19 protein-coding genes are annotated in these 18,300 nt (G+C 31.7%); 6 read left to right on the top strand and 13 right to left on the bottom strand.

The genetic code is table 11. From position 1 onward, the window contains the following. Positions 1 to 95 precede the first annotated feature (95 nt). A complete protein-coding gene (gene gldA / locus CL818_RS10870; protein WP_013187231.1) occupies positions 96 to 1,001 on the top strand; it encodes a gliding motility-associated ABC transporter ATP-binding subunit GldA in 906 nt (301 codons plus the stop codon). Here gldA and rsmG read toward each other — a convergent pair. Next, positions 998 to 1,627 carry a 16S rRNA (guanine(527)-N(7))-methyltransferase RsmG gene (gene rsmG, locus CL818_RS10875; RefSeq protein WP_219359651.1) on the bottom strand — a complete coding sequence of 210 codons (630 nt, stop codon included), beginning with the start codon at positions 1,625 to 1,627 and terminating at the stop codon, positions 998 to 1,000. The two genes, gldA and rsmG, sit on opposite strands and share 4 nt — an antisense overlap. Before the next feature lie 150 nt (positions 1,628 to 1,777). Between rsmG and CL818_RS10880 the strand changes: the two genes are divergently transcribed. The 5 genes from CL818_RS10880 (at position 1,778) to CL818_RS10900 (ending at position 5,637) form a co-directional block, all read left to right on the top strand. Then, positions 1,778 to 2,395 (top strand): hypothetical protein, encoded by a 618-nt coding sequence (locus CL818_RS10880; RefSeq protein ID WP_272973605.1) that lies wholly within the window; start codon positions 1,778 to 1,780, stop codon positions 2,393 to 2,395. Positions 2,396 to 2,665: 270 nt separating this feature from the next. Next, a complete protein-coding gene (locus tag CL818_RS10885) occupies positions 2,666 to 3,766 on the top strand; it encodes a fatty acid desaturase family protein (RefSeq protein ID WP_013187228.1) in 1,101 nt (366 codons plus the stop codon). After that, positions 3,766 to 4,965: a pyridoxal phosphate-dependent aminotransferase gene (locus CL818_RS10890; protein ID WP_272973604.1), complete on the top strand. Its 1,200-nt coding sequence runs from the start codon at positions 3,766 to 3,768 to the stop codon at positions 4,963 to 4,965. The genes CL818_RS10885 and CL818_RS10890 overlap by 1 nt, the downstream gene beginning before the upstream one ends. A gap of 1 nt (position 4,966) precedes the next feature. Next, the gene (locus tag CL818_RS10895) at positions 4,967 to 5,275 is read left to right on the top strand and encodes a hypothetical protein (protein WP_272973603.1); all 309 of its coding nucleotides are present in this window, start codon (positions 4,967 to 4,969) and stop codon (positions 5,273 to 5,275) included. Positions 5,276 to 5,289: 14 nt separating this feature from the next. Beyond that, positions 5,290 to 5,637, top strand: coding sequence for a hypothetical protein (locus tag CL818_RS10900; protein WP_272973602.1), 348 nt, complete (start codon positions 5,290 to 5,292; stop codon positions 5,635 to 5,637). Here CL818_RS10900 and CL818_RS10905 read toward each other — a convergent pair. The 12 genes from CL818_RS10905 to CL818_RS10960 all read right to left on the bottom strand — a co-directional run bounded on the left by CL818_RS10905 (position 5,626) and on the right by CL818_RS10960 (position 18,285). Further along, entirely contained in the window at positions 5,626 to 6,723 is a 1,098-nt protein-coding gene (locus CL818_RS10905) for a glycosyltransferase (RefSeq protein WP_272973601.1), read from the bottom strand. The two genes, CL818_RS10900 and CL818_RS10905, sit on opposite strands and share 12 nt — an antisense overlap. A gap of 44 nt (positions 6,724 to 6,767) precedes the next feature. Next, positions 6,768 to 7,772 carry a glycosyltransferase family 2 protein gene (locus CL818_RS10910; RefSeq protein WP_286973033.1) on the bottom strand — a complete coding sequence of 335 codons (1,005 nt, stop codon included), beginning with the start codon at positions 7,770 to 7,772 and terminating at the stop codon, positions 6,768 to 6,770. Further along, positions 7,769 to 9,289 (bottom strand): glycosyltransferase family 2 protein, encoded by a 1,521-nt coding sequence (locus tag CL818_RS10915; protein WP_272973599.1) that lies wholly within the window; start codon positions 9,287 to 9,289, stop codon positions 7,769 to 7,771. The genes CL818_RS10910 and CL818_RS10915 overlap by 4 nt, the downstream gene beginning before the upstream one ends. Continuing rightward, on the bottom strand, positions 9,286 to 10,425 hold the full coding sequence (locus CL818_RS10920; RefSeq protein ID WP_272973598.1) for a glycosyltransferase family 4 protein: 1,140 nt from the start codon (positions 10,423 to 10,425) through the stop codon (positions 9,286 to 9,288). The genes CL818_RS10915 and CL818_RS10920 overlap by 4 nt, the downstream gene beginning before the upstream one ends. Positions 10,426 to 10,465: 40 nt before the next feature. Then, positions 10,466 to 11,107: a class I SAM-dependent methyltransferase gene (locus CL818_RS10925; protein WP_272973597.1), complete on the bottom strand. Its 642-nt coding sequence runs from the start codon at positions 11,105 to 11,107 to the stop codon at positions 10,466 to 10,468. A gap of 373 nt (positions 11,108 to 11,480) precedes the next feature. Next, positions 11,481 to 12,440 carry a glycosyltransferase family 2 protein gene (locus CL818_RS10930; RefSeq protein WP_272973596.1) on the bottom strand — a complete coding sequence of 320 codons (960 nt, stop codon included), beginning with the start codon at positions 12,438 to 12,440 and terminating at the stop codon, positions 11,481 to 11,483. A 12-nt stretch (positions 12,441 to 12,452) separates the two neighbouring features. Next, positions 12,453 to 13,589 carry a hypothetical protein gene (locus CL818_RS10935; RefSeq protein WP_272973595.1) on the bottom strand — a complete coding sequence of 379 codons (1,137 nt, stop codon included), beginning with the start codon at positions 13,587 to 13,589 and terminating at the stop codon, positions 12,453 to 12,455. After that, the gene (locus CL818_RS10940; protein ID WP_272973594.1) at positions 13,579 to 14,976 is read right to left on the bottom strand and encodes a glycosyltransferase family protein; all 1,398 of its coding nucleotides are present in this window, start codon (positions 14,974 to 14,976) and stop codon (positions 13,579 to 13,581) included. The genes CL818_RS10935 and CL818_RS10940 overlap by 11 nt, the downstream gene beginning before the upstream one ends. 10 nt (positions 14,977 to 14,986) lie before the next feature. Then, positions 14,987 to 15,862, bottom strand: coding sequence for an N-acetylneuraminate synthase family protein (locus CL818_RS10945; RefSeq protein ID WP_272973593.1), 876 nt, complete (start codon positions 15,860 to 15,862; stop codon positions 14,987 to 14,989). A gap of 45 nt (positions 15,863 to 15,907) precedes the next feature. Then, positions 15,908 to 16,588 carry an acylneuraminate cytidylyltransferase family protein gene (locus tag CL818_RS10950; protein WP_272973592.1) on the bottom strand — a complete coding sequence of 227 codons (681 nt, stop codon included), beginning with the start codon at positions 16,586 to 16,588 and terminating at the stop codon, positions 15,908 to 15,910. A gap of 6 nt (positions 16,589 to 16,594) precedes the next feature. Further along, the gene (locus CL818_RS10955; protein WP_272973591.1) at positions 16,595 to 17,200 is read right to left on the bottom strand and encodes a class I SAM-dependent methyltransferase; all 606 of its coding nucleotides are present in this window, start codon (positions 17,198 to 17,200) and stop codon (positions 16,595 to 16,597) included. A 2-nt stretch (positions 17,201 to 17,202) separates the two neighbouring features. After that, positions 17,203 to 18,285: a galactosyltransferase-related protein gene (locus CL818_RS10960; RefSeq protein ID WP_272973590.1), complete on the bottom strand. Its 1,083-nt coding sequence runs from the start codon at positions 18,283 to 18,285 to the stop codon at positions 17,203 to 17,205. Between the last annotated feature and the right edge of the window lie 15 nt (positions 18,286 to 18,300).

Here is an 18,300-nt window from a genome sequence, read left to right on the forward strand (position 1 = left end):
TTACAGCAATTAATCTGTAATAATTTTCGTTACAACGTTTGAGTTGAATATTTTTGTTATTCACACAAGACTAAACTTTACTTTAATCCTTATATATGTCTATACAGATTTCTAATCTCACAAAGCTTTATGGAACTCAAAAAGCTTTAAACTCTGTTTCTTTTTCTGTTGACAAAGGTGAAATAGTTGGATTTTTAGGACCAAATGGTGCAGGAAAATCGACATTAATGAAAATCTTGACCGGCTATCTTCCAGCTACTGAAGGCTCTGCAAAAGTATGCGATTTTGAAGTTAGCGAACATAAATTAGAAGTACAGAAACGTATTGGGTATTTACCAGAACACAACCCACTATATCTAGATATGTATGTGAGAGAATACCTTAGCTTTTGTGCAAAAGTGAATACTGTTGACACAAATACTATTGAATCTGTTATTACCGAGACTGGCCTATTACCGGAAGCTAACAAAAAAATAGGTGCACTCTCTAAAGGATACAGGCAACGTGTGGGTTTGGCCAGTGCATTATTACACAATCCTGATGTACTTATATTGGATGAACCAACAACCGGTTTAGACCCTAACCAACTTGTAGATATAAGACAACTTATTAAAACTTCTGGGGTTGATAAAACTGTGTTTTTATCAACGCATATCATGCAAGAGGTTGAGGCTATTTGTGATCGTGTTATAATAATTAACAACGGTGAAATTGTAGCAGACGAATCTTTATCTGATTTACGTAAAAACCAAAAACAAATTATTGAGGTAGAGTTTGATTATCGCGTAGAAACTGTTGCCATAGAGCGTATGCCAAATCTTACAAGTGCTAAAAACACCATAGGCTTTGTTTACGAGTTAGAGTTTGATACCACAGAAGACATGAGACCTTCCGTTTTTGATTTTGCACATGATAATGGTTTAAAAACTCTTCAGCTTAATCAGAAAAATAAGAATTTAGAAGATTTATTTAGAGAACTCACCTCTAAACAACCAGCTTAAGGCTTATACTTAATTGGTAAGTGCACTACTTTTTTAGTGTCAAAAAACTCGTCTTTAAAAAAGTCTGTTAACTCGTAAATAGTAGCCTTAGGAAAATTTTGAAGCTCTTCAGATAAATCGCCTCCTTTAAGATAAAGAATACCATTTTTAAGTTCGTGGTTACTTTTCTTGGCAACCTTACCTTTTATCCAATGTGTAAAGGTTTCCATATGAGCAACAGCACGACTTACAATAAAATCATAGGTATCATTTATTTCCTCTACTCTGCTGTGACTTGTTTTTACATTAGTTAACCCAAGACCTTCAACAACCTCATCTACAACTTTTATTTTTTTACCTATACTATCAACCAAATGAAATTGTACTTCTGGAAAAAGTATAGCAAGAGGAACTCCAGGAAAACCACCACCAGTTCCTACATCCATAACCTTTGCGCCATCTTTAAAAGACATCACTTTTGCTATACCTAAAGAATGTAAGACGTGACGAGAATAAATCTCATCTATATCTTTACGGGACACGACGTTTATTTTCTGATTCCAATCCTTATATAGGTCACCTATTTTAGAGAATTGCTCTAACTGTAACTCTGTTAAATCTGGAAAATGTTGAATGATCTCTTTCAATGGTCTAAAATTTTATGCAAAAGTAATGAAATCATTGCTTGAAGGTTATGAATTTTTAGAGATGATTACCTTTAACACCTAAAAGTTCTTTCTACCTAAAAACAGTATCTTTAGGTGTAATAATATATAACTACACATTTACAATTTTAAATGAAGTTACTAGACAGACAAGATGTATTCAAGCAGTATAAAATATTAGCGTCTCATATACACGGTATTCAACAGTCATTTTATGATGAAGATGAGGAAGAAAGTTACACTTCAAAATTTGATGCTATATCATTAACTGTAAAAGATTACAACACACATAATTTTTGCGTGAGAGTATCAAGTGATCAAAAAGCGTTACATCCTTTAGAAATTTCAGATAAGTTAAAAGCTGTATTTACTGAAATTGATTGCGAAGCATTAATACTTATACCGTTTATAAAATTAGATTTTTTCTCTAGTAAAAATTCTACCTACGCCGATATTGCTGAAGCTTATAAGAATTTGGCAACACATATTCCTACAAAAACCCATACTGAAGCTCTTGAAGTTTCTCTTACAGATTTAAATGAGTTTATACATATAATCTATACGCTTGCTACAGAAGATCTAAATTTTCCTGAGTTTACCGTGTGGTTTGATAAACAACAACGCTTTGCTTTTTTTATCTGTAGATATGGAAATTTACATATAACAGATTATACTGATGGTACTTTAGTTACAGAATCTCTTTTTCTTAAACACGATTTTAAATTAGATGATTATCCACAATTTGAATAAGTAAAATGTGTAATATTAATCATAGTAATAAGGTTTTAAAACAGCATAAAATAGTTTTAAACTAATGATTTATCGCAACACCTCACTTAACACACTGTAATTAAGACATATATTCTTAGACTAAGTGTACTAATCCCCTAAGATTACATACATAATTATTTTTTTTTATTTTAATTACTACAAAATGATTAGTTGAAGTTTACGTTAATAATTAAGCAAGCTAAACTCGACTAAGTCTTTATTTCTTACTTTTGTAAATCATACAAAATTATGCAACAACAACCTCTACGTTTCTCAAGAGTAGATTCTAAAAAATTTTTTAGAACCCTTAACAAGCGCGTTAATAATTACTTTAGGGAAAATGATATTAAACGTACCGGTAACTGGCAATTACACCTTAAGACCATTGTCATGTTCACGCTATTTTTAGCACCATATTTTTTAATCCTAACACTTAATATTGGCTTTCTTTGGAAGATTCTTTTAAGTATTGTCATGGGTGTTGGTATGGCTGGAATAGGAATGAATGTTATGCACGATGGTAATCACGGTTCTTACTCCAAGAAATCTTGGGTAAATAAAGTTATGGGTGGCACCATTTACTTTTTAGCTGGTAATGTTTACAATTGGCAGGTACAACATAATGTTTTACACCATACCTATACTAATGTACATGGACACGATGAAGACTTAGATGCCGGACGTGTTATAAGATTTTCTGAACACGCAAAATGGCGTAAGTTTCATAAATTTCAGCATTATTACTCAATCTTTCTTTATGGACTGTTAACATTTAATTGGGCTATTACTACAGACTTCAAACAATCTAGACGTTACTTAGCTCAAAAATTATCATATGGAAAGCTGCCTAGTCCATTAAAACAATGGAGTACCATAGCTATTACAAAGCTAATCTATGTGACATTGTGGATTGTAATCCCAATACTGTTTAGCAACCTTGCTTGGTGGCAGGTTCTTATAGGCTTTTTTGTAATGCATTATACAGCAGGTCTTATTTTAAGTGTTGTTTTTCAATTAGCACATATTGTAGATCATACAGAAATGCCATTACCAGATGAAGACGGTAATATGAAAAATACGTGGGCAATTCATCAATTAATGACCACCACTAACTTTTCAACAAAAAATAAAATAGTAAACTGGTTTACAGGTGGTTTAAACCATCAGGTAGAACACCATATATTTCCAAATATTAGTCATATACATTATACTAAGATTTCAGAAATAGTAAGAAATACTGCAAAGGAATTTAATCTTCCTTATCACGAATACGAAACAACTAGAAGCGCAATAAAAGCTCATTTCCTGCACTTAAAGCAAATGGGCGCTAAACCAACAATAGCGGCATAATGTTACAAACAACAACTACTCAACTTTCAGAACGTATTAACAGCATGCAAACCTCTCAAACATTGGCTATGGCAGCCAAGGCTAGAGAGTTACGAGCAGAAGGTAAAGATATTATAGGATTAAGTTTGGGAGAGCCAGACTTTAATACACCAGATTTTGTAAAAGATGCTGCAAAACAAGCCATAGATGATAATTATAATGGTTACACACCTGTTGATGGTTATGTTGAACTTAAAGATGCAGTAATTACAAAGTTTAAAAGAGACAATACTCTTACTTATAATCGCAATCAAATTGTGGTATCTACTGGAGCAAAACAATCTTTAGCTAATGTTGCTATGGTATTGCTAGACAAAGGAGATGAAGTTATTTTACCTTGTCCTTATTGGGTAAGCTATGCCGAAATTGTAAAACTTGGTGAAGGTGTTCCTGTTGAAGTAGCAACTTCTATTGAAACAGATTTTAAAATGACAGCAGAGCAATTACGTGCTGCTATTACTCCTAAAACTAAAATGATTTGGTTTAGTTCTCCTTGTAATCCAAGTGGTATGCTTTATAGCAAGCAAGAGTTAAGAGCCTTAGCAGATGTATTAGTAGACTACCCTAATATTATTGTGGTGAGCGATGAAATTTACGAGCACATAAATTTTGTTGGAGAACATTTTTCTATGGCACAATTTGAGGATATGTATGACCGTACCGTAGTAGTAAATGGTGTCTCAAAAGCTTTTGCTATGACAGGTTGGAGAATAGGTTATATTGGAGCTCCAGAATATATTGCTCGTGCATGTAATAAGATGCAAGGTCAAATTACTAGTGGCGCTAACTGTATAGCGCAACGTGCAGTAATTACGGCATTAGAAGCTCCTGTGAGTAATATTCAATTTATGATTGATGAGTTTAAAGAGCGTCGTCAACTTATTTTAGGTTTATTAAATAACATAGAAGGCTTTGAAACAACAGAGCCACAAGGTGCTTTTTATGTATTTCCTAATGTATCTTCTTTCTTTGGTAAGACGTTAAAAGGTCATAAGATTGAAAATGCTACAGATTTCTCTATGTTTTTATTAGAAGAGGCTTTAGTTGCTACTGTTACTGGTGATGCTTTTGGTAATCCAGACTGTATTAGAATTTCTTATGCTGCAAGCCAAGACCAAATTAAAGAAGCTTTACAGCGTATAAAAGATGTTGTTTCTTAATATGAGAATAGGAATTATAACTCTTATAATTTGTCTTGTTTTTCAAGTAACTTTTGCTCAAGATTTTTTTGAAGGACAAATAGATTACAAGAATACTTTTATCTCATTACACGATAATATAGATACAGCGATGCTAGCCAAAGAGCTTGGTGATTCCTGTACTGCCTACATTAAACCAGATAAGTATGCATTAATATATAATGCAAAAGGCTCTTCGGGATGGATGAAGGTGATAGTAAACCTTAATAAGGCTTTTCTTATACAGAATATCAAAATAATGATACCATTACTAAGGAAGACATATCTGTAGTTAAAGAAAAATTATTGATTTTCGAAAAAGACTTAGAGCCTAAAAAATATATTTTAGGTGAAGAGTGTTCATCTATCACGATGAGTTATGAACCTTTAAATTCAGAAGAATTTTATACATCAATTACTGGCACTTACCATTATAACCCGAAGTATTCTCTTGATACTGAACTTTACAAAAATAACAAAAGTGGTTTTTGGAATTTGTATGTAAACGAAGCTAAAGCCATTAGTTTAAGAAATGAGATTGAGTTTTCACCTTACTTCAAATCAATTCAAGAAGCTGTTTCTATAGTACAACAACCAATTGATGAGTCTCACTTTATTGTAAATACAGATAAAACAATTACGTTAAAAGAGTAATTTTTTTATTTCTAATTCAAGTTTATCTAAAGTATACGTTCTAGACCAAGCAGATGCTAAATGGGACATATTTTTTAAATGCTTGGTATTTTCAACAATTGATTCTAGCTTAAAGTAAGAATCAATTATGAAACCACGTTTACCATAATCTAACATCCAAGGCACACAAGATACTGGTGTCGTAATAGGTATACAACCCCAAAACATGGCTTCTGCCACAACTTTTGGCCAACCTTCAGATTTACTTGGTAGTATTAAAAAATGTGATGTATTATAAGCATTCTTTATAACTTCTGCTGATTGATTACCTTTTAATATTATGTAATCAGAAAGATGTTTTAGCTTAATATACTTTACAAGAGAATCTCTTTGGTCGCCTTCACCATAAATTTCTAAACTCGCTTCTCTTCCACTTTTTAAAAGATCCTCAACAAGTTGAATTGCTCTTAAGGGTTGTTTTCCATTAGAAAGTGTTCCTACAAACATAAAGTTTAGAGTACTAGAATAGCCTCGTTCTTTAATAGGTTTTTTTTCAATCTCAAAGTATGTGGCTGTAAAAAATGTCTTTATATTTTTAGTTTGTTTTGGCCATTCGCCATATACCAATACACTACAATTTTTTGTTAACGCTGTATTTGACAGTATACGTTTTTGCAGTTTATAGCTCCAAGGCTGTTTAGCATCAGGATTCCAATTTCCCGCATACTTTACAGTTTTAGGTGTATCTGGAAACAAAATTTGTACAAAACACCCTAACAATCCTATATTACCTGGACAACGCAAATGAATATGATCTGCGTGTTTCATTGCTTTATAAATCTTATAAAGAACTTTAGGTAAAATAAAAAGCGTTTTAAAACATGCCAAAATACCTAAAAGCGAAAATGAATCGACTTCTTTTAACTTAATATCATCATGCCTATAGGCTTTAAATATTGAAGAATTATTTTGGGTTTTAGGTGCTACTATTTCAACCTCATCAACATGTTTTAACCATAAATTCATTTCCCGAACATAAGGCGCATAAGCAAACACCTCATTGTTTGAGAGATAATGTTTTGTATGTGTGATAATGCAGAATTTCAAGATAAAATATTTTTTTTTGGAGGCTTAGTTGTTATCGCTTTAAATTAATAATCATTATGTCTAGGTTTCACAAACAATAATTGCCACCAAGCAACTATACGACCTAAGCTTTCTGTAAGCGCTTTTTTACTTTCATTTGTCGTAAAAACATTGGTTAATCTAATTATTGTTAATAACCAAACAATGGCGTGCCATTTCAATTTAGCGTTTAAACTTGGTTTTGGCCAACGTACTCGCCATACATACCATCCATTTTTTACGACCATTTTTCCATACTTAAACTGGTTTGGTCGACCTGAAGCATTGTGATGGTGTTCACATTGGGCAGCTGTATTGACATATAGTTTTCCTATACTTGATAGGCGCAAGGTATAATCTGCATCTTCGTATAAACCATAGCCTTCAAAATATTCAGAAAACGGATATTTTTTAAGAATCTCTGTTTTAAAGGATGACACACCTCCCATAATTTGCTCTACTGGATAGGTTTTATGACTTGGCGGTAAAAAACTAACACTTCTACCGTGTGAAAATTCTGGGAGATGCGCAGGTGGTCTATCGGCATCTAATCCTAATCGTTTTCTTAATATAAACCGAGAGCCATCTGGTCTTGCAAAACCGTCGGAGCTAAACTCGTTAATTGGCGTGATGTAATTTTTTGGTATTGGTTTCCATTCAACATCATTCACAATATAACCACCAACACCTAATGCTTGAGGATGTTCATTATAAGTTTCAATTAATTTCTGAAAATAATCTGGTTTCAGAATGATATCATCATCTAAAAAGCAAGCAATGGTTTCAGAATCTTGAAGTTTTGAAATACCAATATTTCGTTGTTTTGTTAAGCCACGTTCAGTTTCAGAAACCTTAAAATATCTTAGATTTTTAAATGAATTTGCATTCAATATCTCCTCTGTATTTTTATCAGCCGATCCGTCTACAATTATAATATCATTAGGATACAAACTTTGCTCTCTAACCGATTTTAATAAATTTAAAAGTGGCTGCGGTCGATGATAGGTACAGATGATTAAAGCGAAGTTCAATTTGAATTACGTTCAAGATGGTTTGCCCATTTAACGCTAGCGTTCCATCGTTTTTTCATGACTCTAATATAGCGAATTGGATTTTTGATGCTTTGCTTTCTATAGTATTTTAAGAAAAGTAACAACTTATAGCCTTTAATTTGCTGCAGTGTTCTGTGTTTTAAATGAAATAACATAACCGTTGGCGAAGGTTTTGGTTTTAAATCATCGTTATCCCATTTGAATTTGACTGGTTTTCTAAAACCACCTATTGGTGCTTTTAGATGTAAAATCTTGATGTTTGGATCATATAAAACATCAATCCCATTGTTGCGAAGTTGCATGCCAAAATCGGCATCCTCACCATAACCATGTTCATACGCTTCATTAAACTTAGCAAACGTTAAACATGAGACATGTATGATGCTATTACCAGATCCAAACGTTGACCATTGTATAACCTCATCACTAGTTGTGGTTTCTCCTTTTTGAGGATAGTTGGTCGTTAGCGCTTTTGCATTATACGTGGTAAGTGTTTTAAAACAATCTTCAATTAATGTTTCTTTGAACCTGTTATCATCATCTGCTAAAAATACCCAATTTGAAGAAACCTCTTTTAAAGCTATATTTCTTGCATTACAAGCACCTGTCTGGTTAATAAATTTATGTACAATTTTAAATGGCCAAGTTTCAGTTGTTATAAAATCCAAATCTGTAGTAGAATTTTCCTCTGGATTCTGCTCGACAATAATAATCTTCTTCGGAAGTATTGTTTGCTTCGCAAAGTCTTTTAGAACATCTAAAAGGTACGTTTTTCGTCCTATTGTGGGTATAATGACGTCAATATTAATCTTGTCAAGATTGAGTATTTCACTTTTTAGACTAGTTAATTTAAATCTTGGCTTGATTTGACGTTGAAATAATAAGGCTTTAGAAAAACTTAAAACAGGAAACCTCTTTTCAAATCTTAATATACTACAAAGCAATAGAATTAACCATTTTAAGCTATAATGCTCTCGTACAAAACTAAAAAGTGCTTTAGTGTCTAGTGAATAGGATGTGTTTATTGAAGTCTTTAATGGCAAACGATAACAACAAAGACCAAGTGGCTGTCCTAATTTAGCAATTGAGCTAAGTAAATAGTCAAGACCTTGGCTATTGTTCGCAACATCTTCAAACAACAATAGCTGATGCCCAAAAATGCTTCCTAAATTTGAGCTCATTTGCCAAGTTGGGTATTTTACCTTATTATTTACCTTTATAAAAGGTGAATTATGTATGTAACCAATAGATTTTGGTATAGAAAATAAATTTCCAAAGCTAATCATGCAACGCTCATGTAACATTAACGAATTGATCTCGGTTTTTGGAATATTACCAATAAGTCGAGAGTCTGCCCATACTAAAATTTGGTCTGAAAAATCTTTTGCAATTTTAAATAGTGCTTCAGTAGCTTTTAATTCATGATATTTATTTATCCTTTTGTTATCATAAAAAATGGCATCAACACAGTTGTCTTTATGTAATAATATAATCATATGAGAGCCTTGTAAAAATCAATGTTTTTTTGAGCTTGAGTTATGATATTAAAATGAGTTTCTACAAATAATCTTGCTTGCTTTCCAAATTGAAGCGTTTTTTCTTGATCATTAAGTAGTGACACTATTTTCTCTGAATATTCTTTATGAGATTGAGGATGTACTAAATAGCCACTTTTACCATCTTCCATTAATTCTTGCGCCCAACCAATATTACTATTAACAACTGCTTTTTTTAAAGCCATAGATTCTATAGTTACCATACCTAAAGTTTCTGCATAGGTAGGAAAAACACAAACATTGGCAGAATTAATATGCTGTTCTACCTCTTCATAGGGTATTTTTCCTAAATAAGATACTTGAGAATTATCATCAGGATGAAATTGTTCTTTTAAAATCTGCCAAGTAGATTTCTGTGTTTTTGCATCCTGACTATCTGAACCTATAAGTTTTAATTTTGCATTAGGGAATTTTTGTTTTACAAGACTAAAAATTTGAGGTAATTCAAAAACTCCTTTTTTACGGATTATAGTACCTAAATATAAGATTTCACCCTGATTATAATTTAGTGGTTGTGTATTCTCAAAACGTTTTATATCTAAGCCGTAATGTATGGTTTGAATACGCTTATTTTTTATTTTAAAAAGTTGTTTGCTCAACTTTCCCGCAAAGTCAGTTGGTGCAATAAAGGCTTGCGCTGTTGAAAATGCTTTAGTCTCTAAATAATGGTTTTTCCATTTTTGTTTACGTTTTTCAAGATGGCAAAAATAGGTGTCTGATCCATGAAAGCGAATAACTAAAGGTATCTTGAAGCTCATAAAAGCAGTAATACCTGTCCAATCTGGTGCTTCAATGATATCGATTTGATTTTGATTAATTTGCTTGCTTACATAGCTATTAATATATTTTCTATATAAATACCAACCACCTATCGGGTAGTCTCGTTTTTTTATAAGTTGCAGTTGAAAACCAGATTCATCATAAATTGCGTCTTTAAGCTGCGAGTAGCAAAATACTGTAACTCGTACATTTTCCAGTACCAATGCACTAACTAAATTATAGATGCTAGTACCTAAACCACCTACTTTACTAGTTGCCTCATGCGGGAATTCTGGAGTAAGGAAAGCTATGTGCATAAAATTTAATTAACTGTTTTATAATGTCTTATTATGTTCATTATAAAATTTCCTCTTTTTGTTTTTCTGCTAAAACAATAATCCAAGGTAAAGGCGTTTTTATAGCAATTACTTTTCCAAAATTGTTCTCAATAAACTTTACAAGAGTTGTTTTAGACCAATGATTTAAATGTCCTGGTGTATTTCCAAAATCACTTAAGTATTTAAGTCTACTCATATTTAGAAGGCGCCAAAGTGGCTCTCTTGGTACTCCTAAAATTAAATACTTATTAGTAACTCTTTTAATTTCTGAAAGAGCAACTTCTGGATGATCTAGGTGTTCTAACACTTCTAACAAAAAGACAAGATCTACAGATTCGTCATCTAATTTAACATCATAAACACTTTCTTGTGCAATCTCTATATCTGGATTATTGGCTTTAGTATTAGTTAATAGTGCATCTACATATTCTGATGCTGTAAGGTGACTAACCATATGTTTTAAACGCATCGTAGAAAATCCTTCACCAGCTCCTATTTCATGAGCTGTAGATATATTTATTTTAGAAATTAGATCCCTAACAGCTTCAAAATACCCATCTATCAAATATTTAGCTATAAAGCTATTATTTTCATACTTACCTTTAAAATCCTCCTGTTCTGGTTGTGCTATTAAATTACTATGATCAACTTTTTCTTGCATGAGTATTTACTTGAAAACAATTTTATTAGAAACAAAAAAACGAATTGGAAATAAGGTAATAATAGTAAAAATCGTTGCTAACCCATAAACAATCTCAAAATAGATTAATAAATTGAAAAGAACATTTGCGATTATATAAAAGCATATTAATGATGCTATAAACTTTACAAATATTCTTATTGAATGCTTTGACTGAAAAATAAACTTTCTCTGTATAAAATATAGAAATAAATAAGCAATGCCATAGATAATCATAAATGCTAGCCACTCTCTCACTACATATACATCTATTAAAATATACAACCCCATAAATACAAAAGAATAGCTTAAAAAGCTAACACTTATGTACCTAAAAAGTTTTTTCTGATTATTTTTATTTAATAAAGTTTTCAGAAGTTTGTTTTTTAAGTTGGTACAAAATACGTTCTTGATTTCTTCTCAATCTTCCCAGCATATCTGCTATTAAAGCAAGTATAAATAACAATAAAGCCATACCCACTAATACCAAACCTACAATACCAATACTCTTGTAGGGCGATATAAATCCGGTTGAAAACCAATGCCATATCACAAAGCCACCAAACAGAAAACCTATTACTAAAACAAAGAGCGCTAATCTACCAAAAAAATAAAATGGTGCATAATCTTTAAAGCTCTTAAAGATAATTCTAGACGTTCTTATAGCATATTTATAGATACTTGATGCCACTCTAGACTTTCTTTCCTTAAAATATGTAACACCAATTGGTATTTGAATTACAGATAAACCTTTATCAATTAAATCTAATATGGTTTCATGTGTATATGTAAAATTACCGTGTAAGTTTAGATTTAGAAGTGCCTCTTGAGAATATGATCTAAAGCCACAAGATGCATCTTCAATTTTAGTTTTGCTTATTGTAGAGATTATTGTATTCACCACCTTATTACCTCTATATTTTAAGACACTCATATGTTCTGGTTTTCCATTTGCAAAACGACAGCCTAAAACAAGATCTGCAGTATCATTAATGATTGGTAAAATTATATTTTTTATATCTCTAGCATTAAATTGATTATCTGCATCATAACTTACTAAAACATCTGCTTTTATTTGTAGTGTGAATTTAATAGCGGTTTGAAACGCTGCTCCAACACCCCTATTTTCTTTGTGTGATATAACTGTTGCTCCGCTCTTTTTTGCAATTGCAGCTGTACGGTCTCGACTGCCATCATCTACTACAAGATGTGTAAGTTTTGAAACACCTTCAAACTTGAGTTTGGTATCTTCAATGACTTGAGCTATTGTGGCTTCTTCATTGAGTGCAGGAAAATAAATAACAAGGTGTTTCATAACTTAATGCCTTTACCAATCTCTTTGTATAATTAATATATCTAGTCGTAATTCATTAATGACATATAATGTGCATAATAGTATTGAAAGTATACTTATTAGATTACTCGAAAGTTTAAAGCGTTTAGCTAGTGTGATAAATCCTATTAAAAATACGGGAATTAAATTCATCCAATATCTAGAAAACCCTGTTCCTGCAAAAACATAACTTATAAGTATTACACTAGTTGTTATTATTAATATATGTTTTGCCTTACTAGACTTCATTACACTCCAACCCCAAATAACACCTGCTAATAGTAGTATACTAAGCCACCAATTTCTATATCCGTTAATAGGGAAAAATACATTAATAAATGCAGGAATGCCATTTATACGAGAAACCTCAACTCCTTTTTCTAAACCTAAACCAACTTTAATCTGCCCCCAAATTCCTCCTTGATCATACCGTGATACATAACTAATACTTGTTGACTGCTCTCCTAAAAAACCAATTATATAATGCATCCAGTATAACATAGGTATTGACATTAAAACAACTATGATAATATACAAGTAATACTTAGTATTTTGAACACTACTAATTAATAATTTACGTTTTATCCAAATAGTAAATAGTATAGGGATGAGTAAAACAACGTAAACATACCTTGTAAACACAAGAAGTATTGCAGCTATCAACGCATAGCATAAATCTTTTACGTGTTCTAGTTTTATGATATAATATAAGAACATCCAAAAGCCGAAAAAAGCTATCGATTCTGGATATAAACTTGAAGACCACGATACAAATACTGGATTACAAATAGTAAGAGCAACAATGCAATACAGTAAAGTGTTAGATATATTAAAAAACTTTAAACATTTCAATAAAAACAACACCCCTAAAATAGCTATGATAAAACTTAAAAGTTTTGATAACCATATTAATGATTCATCTGGATTAAAAAAACTAGTAATTAAAATTATTGTTGGTATTACAGGACTTACCATACTTGGTAAATCATTATGATAAAATCTATTATGATTAGCTATCTCATTTGCAATTTTGAAATACGTGACCTCATCACCATTTAATGAAACAGGTAATGACCTAAGACTAGAAACTAATGCCACAACAGCTAATATGATTAAAATTTTAGTTTTCAATCATAAATGTTTTTAATGCTTCCCAAATACGCTCACTTGCCAAATTACAAGGATGTCGATTTATAACTTTAAACCATTCTTTAGCTATTGGAGCTGGATTAACTGCACCATCTAAAACTGATTTAATTCCTTTATAAATTTCAGCTTTATTTAAAGCCCAAACGACTGCATCTTTAGGCATCGTTCTAAAGTGTACATAGTTATAGTTTTGACCTATATCACGCACTCCTTTTTTTAGTTGTGGTTGTTCGTAATTTGGATAAATGCAAGGTTTATCATGTATTGCAAAATCGAATACCATACTCGAGCATATATTAACAACTAAATCACTATGATGACAGGTATTAACTAACAACTTAAAATCTTCTTTTGTTGGCATTACCGTATTCCATTGGTTACCCATTGGTTCCCAAAGTGGATCTATAGCAATTATTTCATTTGCATAACTTTTCAAAACTTCATCATAACGTCCAGAAAAATCAACTGGAACTTTTCTAAATATAATACCCAGATTATAGCCTTCTGTATTAAGTTGTCTTACAGCTTTAGCAACGTCTTCTATGTAAAATTGATCTAATGGCGATGTTGTTTCATCATCTCCCGAAAAACAGATATAACGCTTATCGATATCTAAATTGTGGTCACTAAAAAATTGATCTCGAGTTTGTATTAACTTGGTATCGTAATGAGGTTCAAATTGTGGTGTCCCAGTAATCGTAATTTGATTTGGATTGGTTTTCGGATAATACTTTAAAAGTTCATCTTTCATTAATTGCGACCAAACAATATAATGATCTGCTTCAATAGTACTCATACCCTTAGGAACATTATCCCAACTATACACCCAACACACAGTAGGAATACCTAAATCTTGCGCTGCCAGCATCGGAGCAATAGCTTGTGTAGAGCGTTGTGTTGTACAAAATACAAGATCTGGCTGATGCTCTTCTAACTGTGCTTTACAATCTTTATATCGTTGTGTAGAACGTTCTGCAGTGTACATTGCATCCATAAGGCTTTGCCATCCTTTAGGAGTTGCACGAGTCACTTCATGATATTTTACAAAAAGGCTCTTTAGTGTTGCTTTTAAAGTTTTAAAACTAAGCGGAAATCGATAGGTAGGATACACATTGTCGTTAAATCGTTTTTTAGACAATGCAAGCTCAACTCGTTTTCTAGCCCTATTAAGTGTTCCTGTTTTAGGGTGTATGCTTCGGTTTTCAATAACCACTTCATCATAATCGAGTTTATCTTTTAATGGAAATATCGAATTATTCCAATACAATACTTCAAAACCTAAATCTTCACCAATTTCCTTGAAATTTGTGAACGCAAAATTTCGAAGTCCAACACCATCTGGAAATAAGACAAATATTTTCTTACTCATATGTTGAGGTTTAGTCCTTTCTATACTTCAGCTTATCGCGTTGTACCTTCTCAATAGGAAGAATATCTTGTGATTTGTGCGTTAATGCTTCGTGAACCGCTTTAAGATCACGAGATAATTTTCTTAAACCCATAGGTTCTAAAGATGCAGCGTGGTCTGTGCCTTTCCAAGTTCTGTCTAATGTATAATGACGCTCTATAATATGAGCTCCTAAGGTATACGCAGCAACATCAACTGCTATTCCTAAATGATGTCCAGAAAACCCAATATGTTTAATACGTTTGCCATATTTTTCTTTTAAGGTTACGATATCTAAAAGACATACATCCTCAAATGGTACAGGATATCCTGAAGTACAATTGTAAAGTACTAAATCTTGTTGGCGTTTATGCTCTTCAAAAAAACTAACAATCTCTTCAATTTCATTGGCCGTTGTCATACCTGTTGAAATATGAATTTCTCCTTTATAGTTATCGCAAAGCCAGGCCAACATCTCGTAGTGATTATTACAAGCCGAAGGTATTTTTGTAAACTGAGGATTTAAACTTGCAATCTCCTTTGCAGATGTAGTATCCCATACAGAACAAGAATAAACTATCTCCAAAGATTCGCAATAGTCTTTTAACTCTTTATGTTGTTCTAAAGAAAATTCTAAAAATTCACGATGTGCACCATAAGTGTCGCCATAAGAATTAATAGGGTTTGGGTGCGGTGCGTTATATTGTTCTTTCGTAAGCAACTCTATATTGTGACGCTTTTGAAATTTAACAGCATCAGCATTACAAAATATTTTAGCAACCTTAATTAGCTCTTTAGCTGTTTCTAAATTACCTTTATGATTACAGCCTATTTCGGCAATTACAAATGGAGCTTTGTAGTTAGTCATTACATATTTGGTTAGGTTACAAATGTAAAGTTTTGAAATTTTAAGTTATAGTTTTACGTTACTGTTTTTAATTAATAATAACTGTTCAATAATTTTCCAATCTGTAATACTGTCTATCTCCATTAAAGATTCTTCTTTCATTTCTAATAATTCTATATTGCCACCCAATCTATTACTAAAACTCTTTAAGGTACTTTGCGTTGTACAGTATATAGCACCATTTTCAATTAACAGCCCATTAAAGTCTTGGCGTCTAGGTCTGTTATAAATATCATAATTTTGAGGTGTACCATCTTCATTCCAAATAAAGCGGTTTGTTCTTACTACAGAAACCAAACTATCTATTTCTACATTTTCCATTTTTACTAATGCAGCATTAATATCTTTAGTAGTTGTTAGTGGTGAAGTTGCTTGTAATAAACAAATAATATCAAAATCATACTCTATTTGTTTAGCAAACTCTATCATAGCAAATTCAGTTGATGCAGTGTCTGATGCACTTTTTTGTGATCGTGGTAACGCCTTTACTTTTGGTGATGCATAATTTTGAGACACTTTGTTAAATATTTCCTCATCATCTGTGAAAACAAAAACCTCATCTAAATTAGAATGTATAGCTTCATCTAAAACCCATTGATACAAGGGTTTTCCTGCCAAATCTTTTTTGTTTTTACCAGGTATTCCTTTCGATCCTTTTCGTAATGGTATGAAGCCAATTGTTTTCAATATCAATTATATTTTCTTAAGACTAAATAATGTGTGATCTTCCCATGACTCTTCTGCTTCAATTGTATATCCATTAATATTAAAAATTGCAACTATTTGTGCATACGAGTAATCGCTTAACCAACCATTTGCTTCTCTTGTGCGGTTGCTGCGGTCTGAACAACAATAGGATAAATACACATATTCAATACTATTAGACAACTGTTTAAAAACATTATTAACATCGTAAACATATTCTAACACGCCACTAAAAATAGCTACGTTAAAAGCATCTATTTTTAGTTCTAGTGGTTTTTTATTCAAATCATAGACAACGGTGTTTCTATAGCGCTTTACAATATCTGAAGGTGTATATGCTATAGAATCATCCAAATAGTCTTGAAGAAAATTATGACCTGCGCCAAATTCGATAACTCGTGAATAATAAGGAACTTTATCTCCTAATATTTTTGTCCTTTCATTCCAATGAATATTCAAGGATTCATTAGAGGACCAGCGTTCAAAATCCGAACTTTCTTCAGATTTTAATTTATGTAAATATTTAAAATCCTGAATATTAAGTTTTTTAGTTAGACCTAATTTGAAACGTAAGTATTTAAAGACTTTGTTCATATTTATTCAATCTTAAGCGTCAAAGATATTTCTCCTAATTGAGCATCAACTTTATAATTATAAGGTATGTCTCTATACAAAGTTATCATATGCAATAGGATTATATCATTTATTTTTTTCATTGTTAGAAAAAGCTCACTTTGTAATCCTAGATAAGTTTTTATTCTATATTTTAGTTTTTTTTCTTTGTCAGATGTGTAAAACAAAAAATTATGAACACCAGTATCCAAATTAGGTAATTCTACATATAAAAAATGCTGAATGCGGTCTAAGGTATTTAATATTGATGTCATTCCTGTATCACAAGTTTCCAACTCTTGAAACTGAGATTTAGTCATTACATTTCCCCAAGTACTTTTATTTACTATAGTCTTCTTTGAATCAATTGCATGGTTTAGGTGGCGATAATTTAGTCTAACTATATGCGACAATTGAAGCTCTTTTGTAAGTTTATCCTGTTCTTTTATTCGGTAAGATTCATGCCATTGGTGTAACATTAATATATCCTTATCATAAAATTGGACATCACAGCCACTATGTTTTAATCGCACATGCACATCTGTATCTTCACTTCCCCAAAAGTGGTAAAACTCATCGAAACCACGTATTTTTTTTAAGTTTTCGACTGGAAACATTGTAAGACCAGTAGCTTCAGACGTGCTTTCAAATTTGATGCTGTAATGTTTAAACTCTTTGTCTTTTTGAGTTTCAACTTGATCTAAAAAACCAACTTTAAAATAAGTTGCCGTATTTGGTTTTGGAAGTTGATTAGCTATTCCCACAAAATCATTCCTAAATATCATATCTACATCTGCAACAAAGCAATAATTATCATCTAAGGATTTTATAATACTGTTAAGCGCACGGCTTTTATTCCAAGGTTGGTACTGAGTATAATAATAGGTGTAAGTTGCAAAATCATATTTTTTAATTAATTGTTTTACTTTTTCAGCATGCGAAGGTTCTGAACCGTAATCAACAAAATACACATTAAAATTTTTGCTTGTTTGATTGTTAAGGGAATTTAAAGACCTCTCTATTCTACTTAATTCTCTATCACGATATGGGTATATAATATGAAGCAATATCTTAAATTTTAA

The organism is Croceibacter sp. (genome assembly GCF_002716225.1).
Classification (GTDB): Bacteria; Bacteroidota; Bacteroidia; order Flavobacteriales; family Flavobacteriaceae; genus Croceibacter; species Croceibacter atlanticus.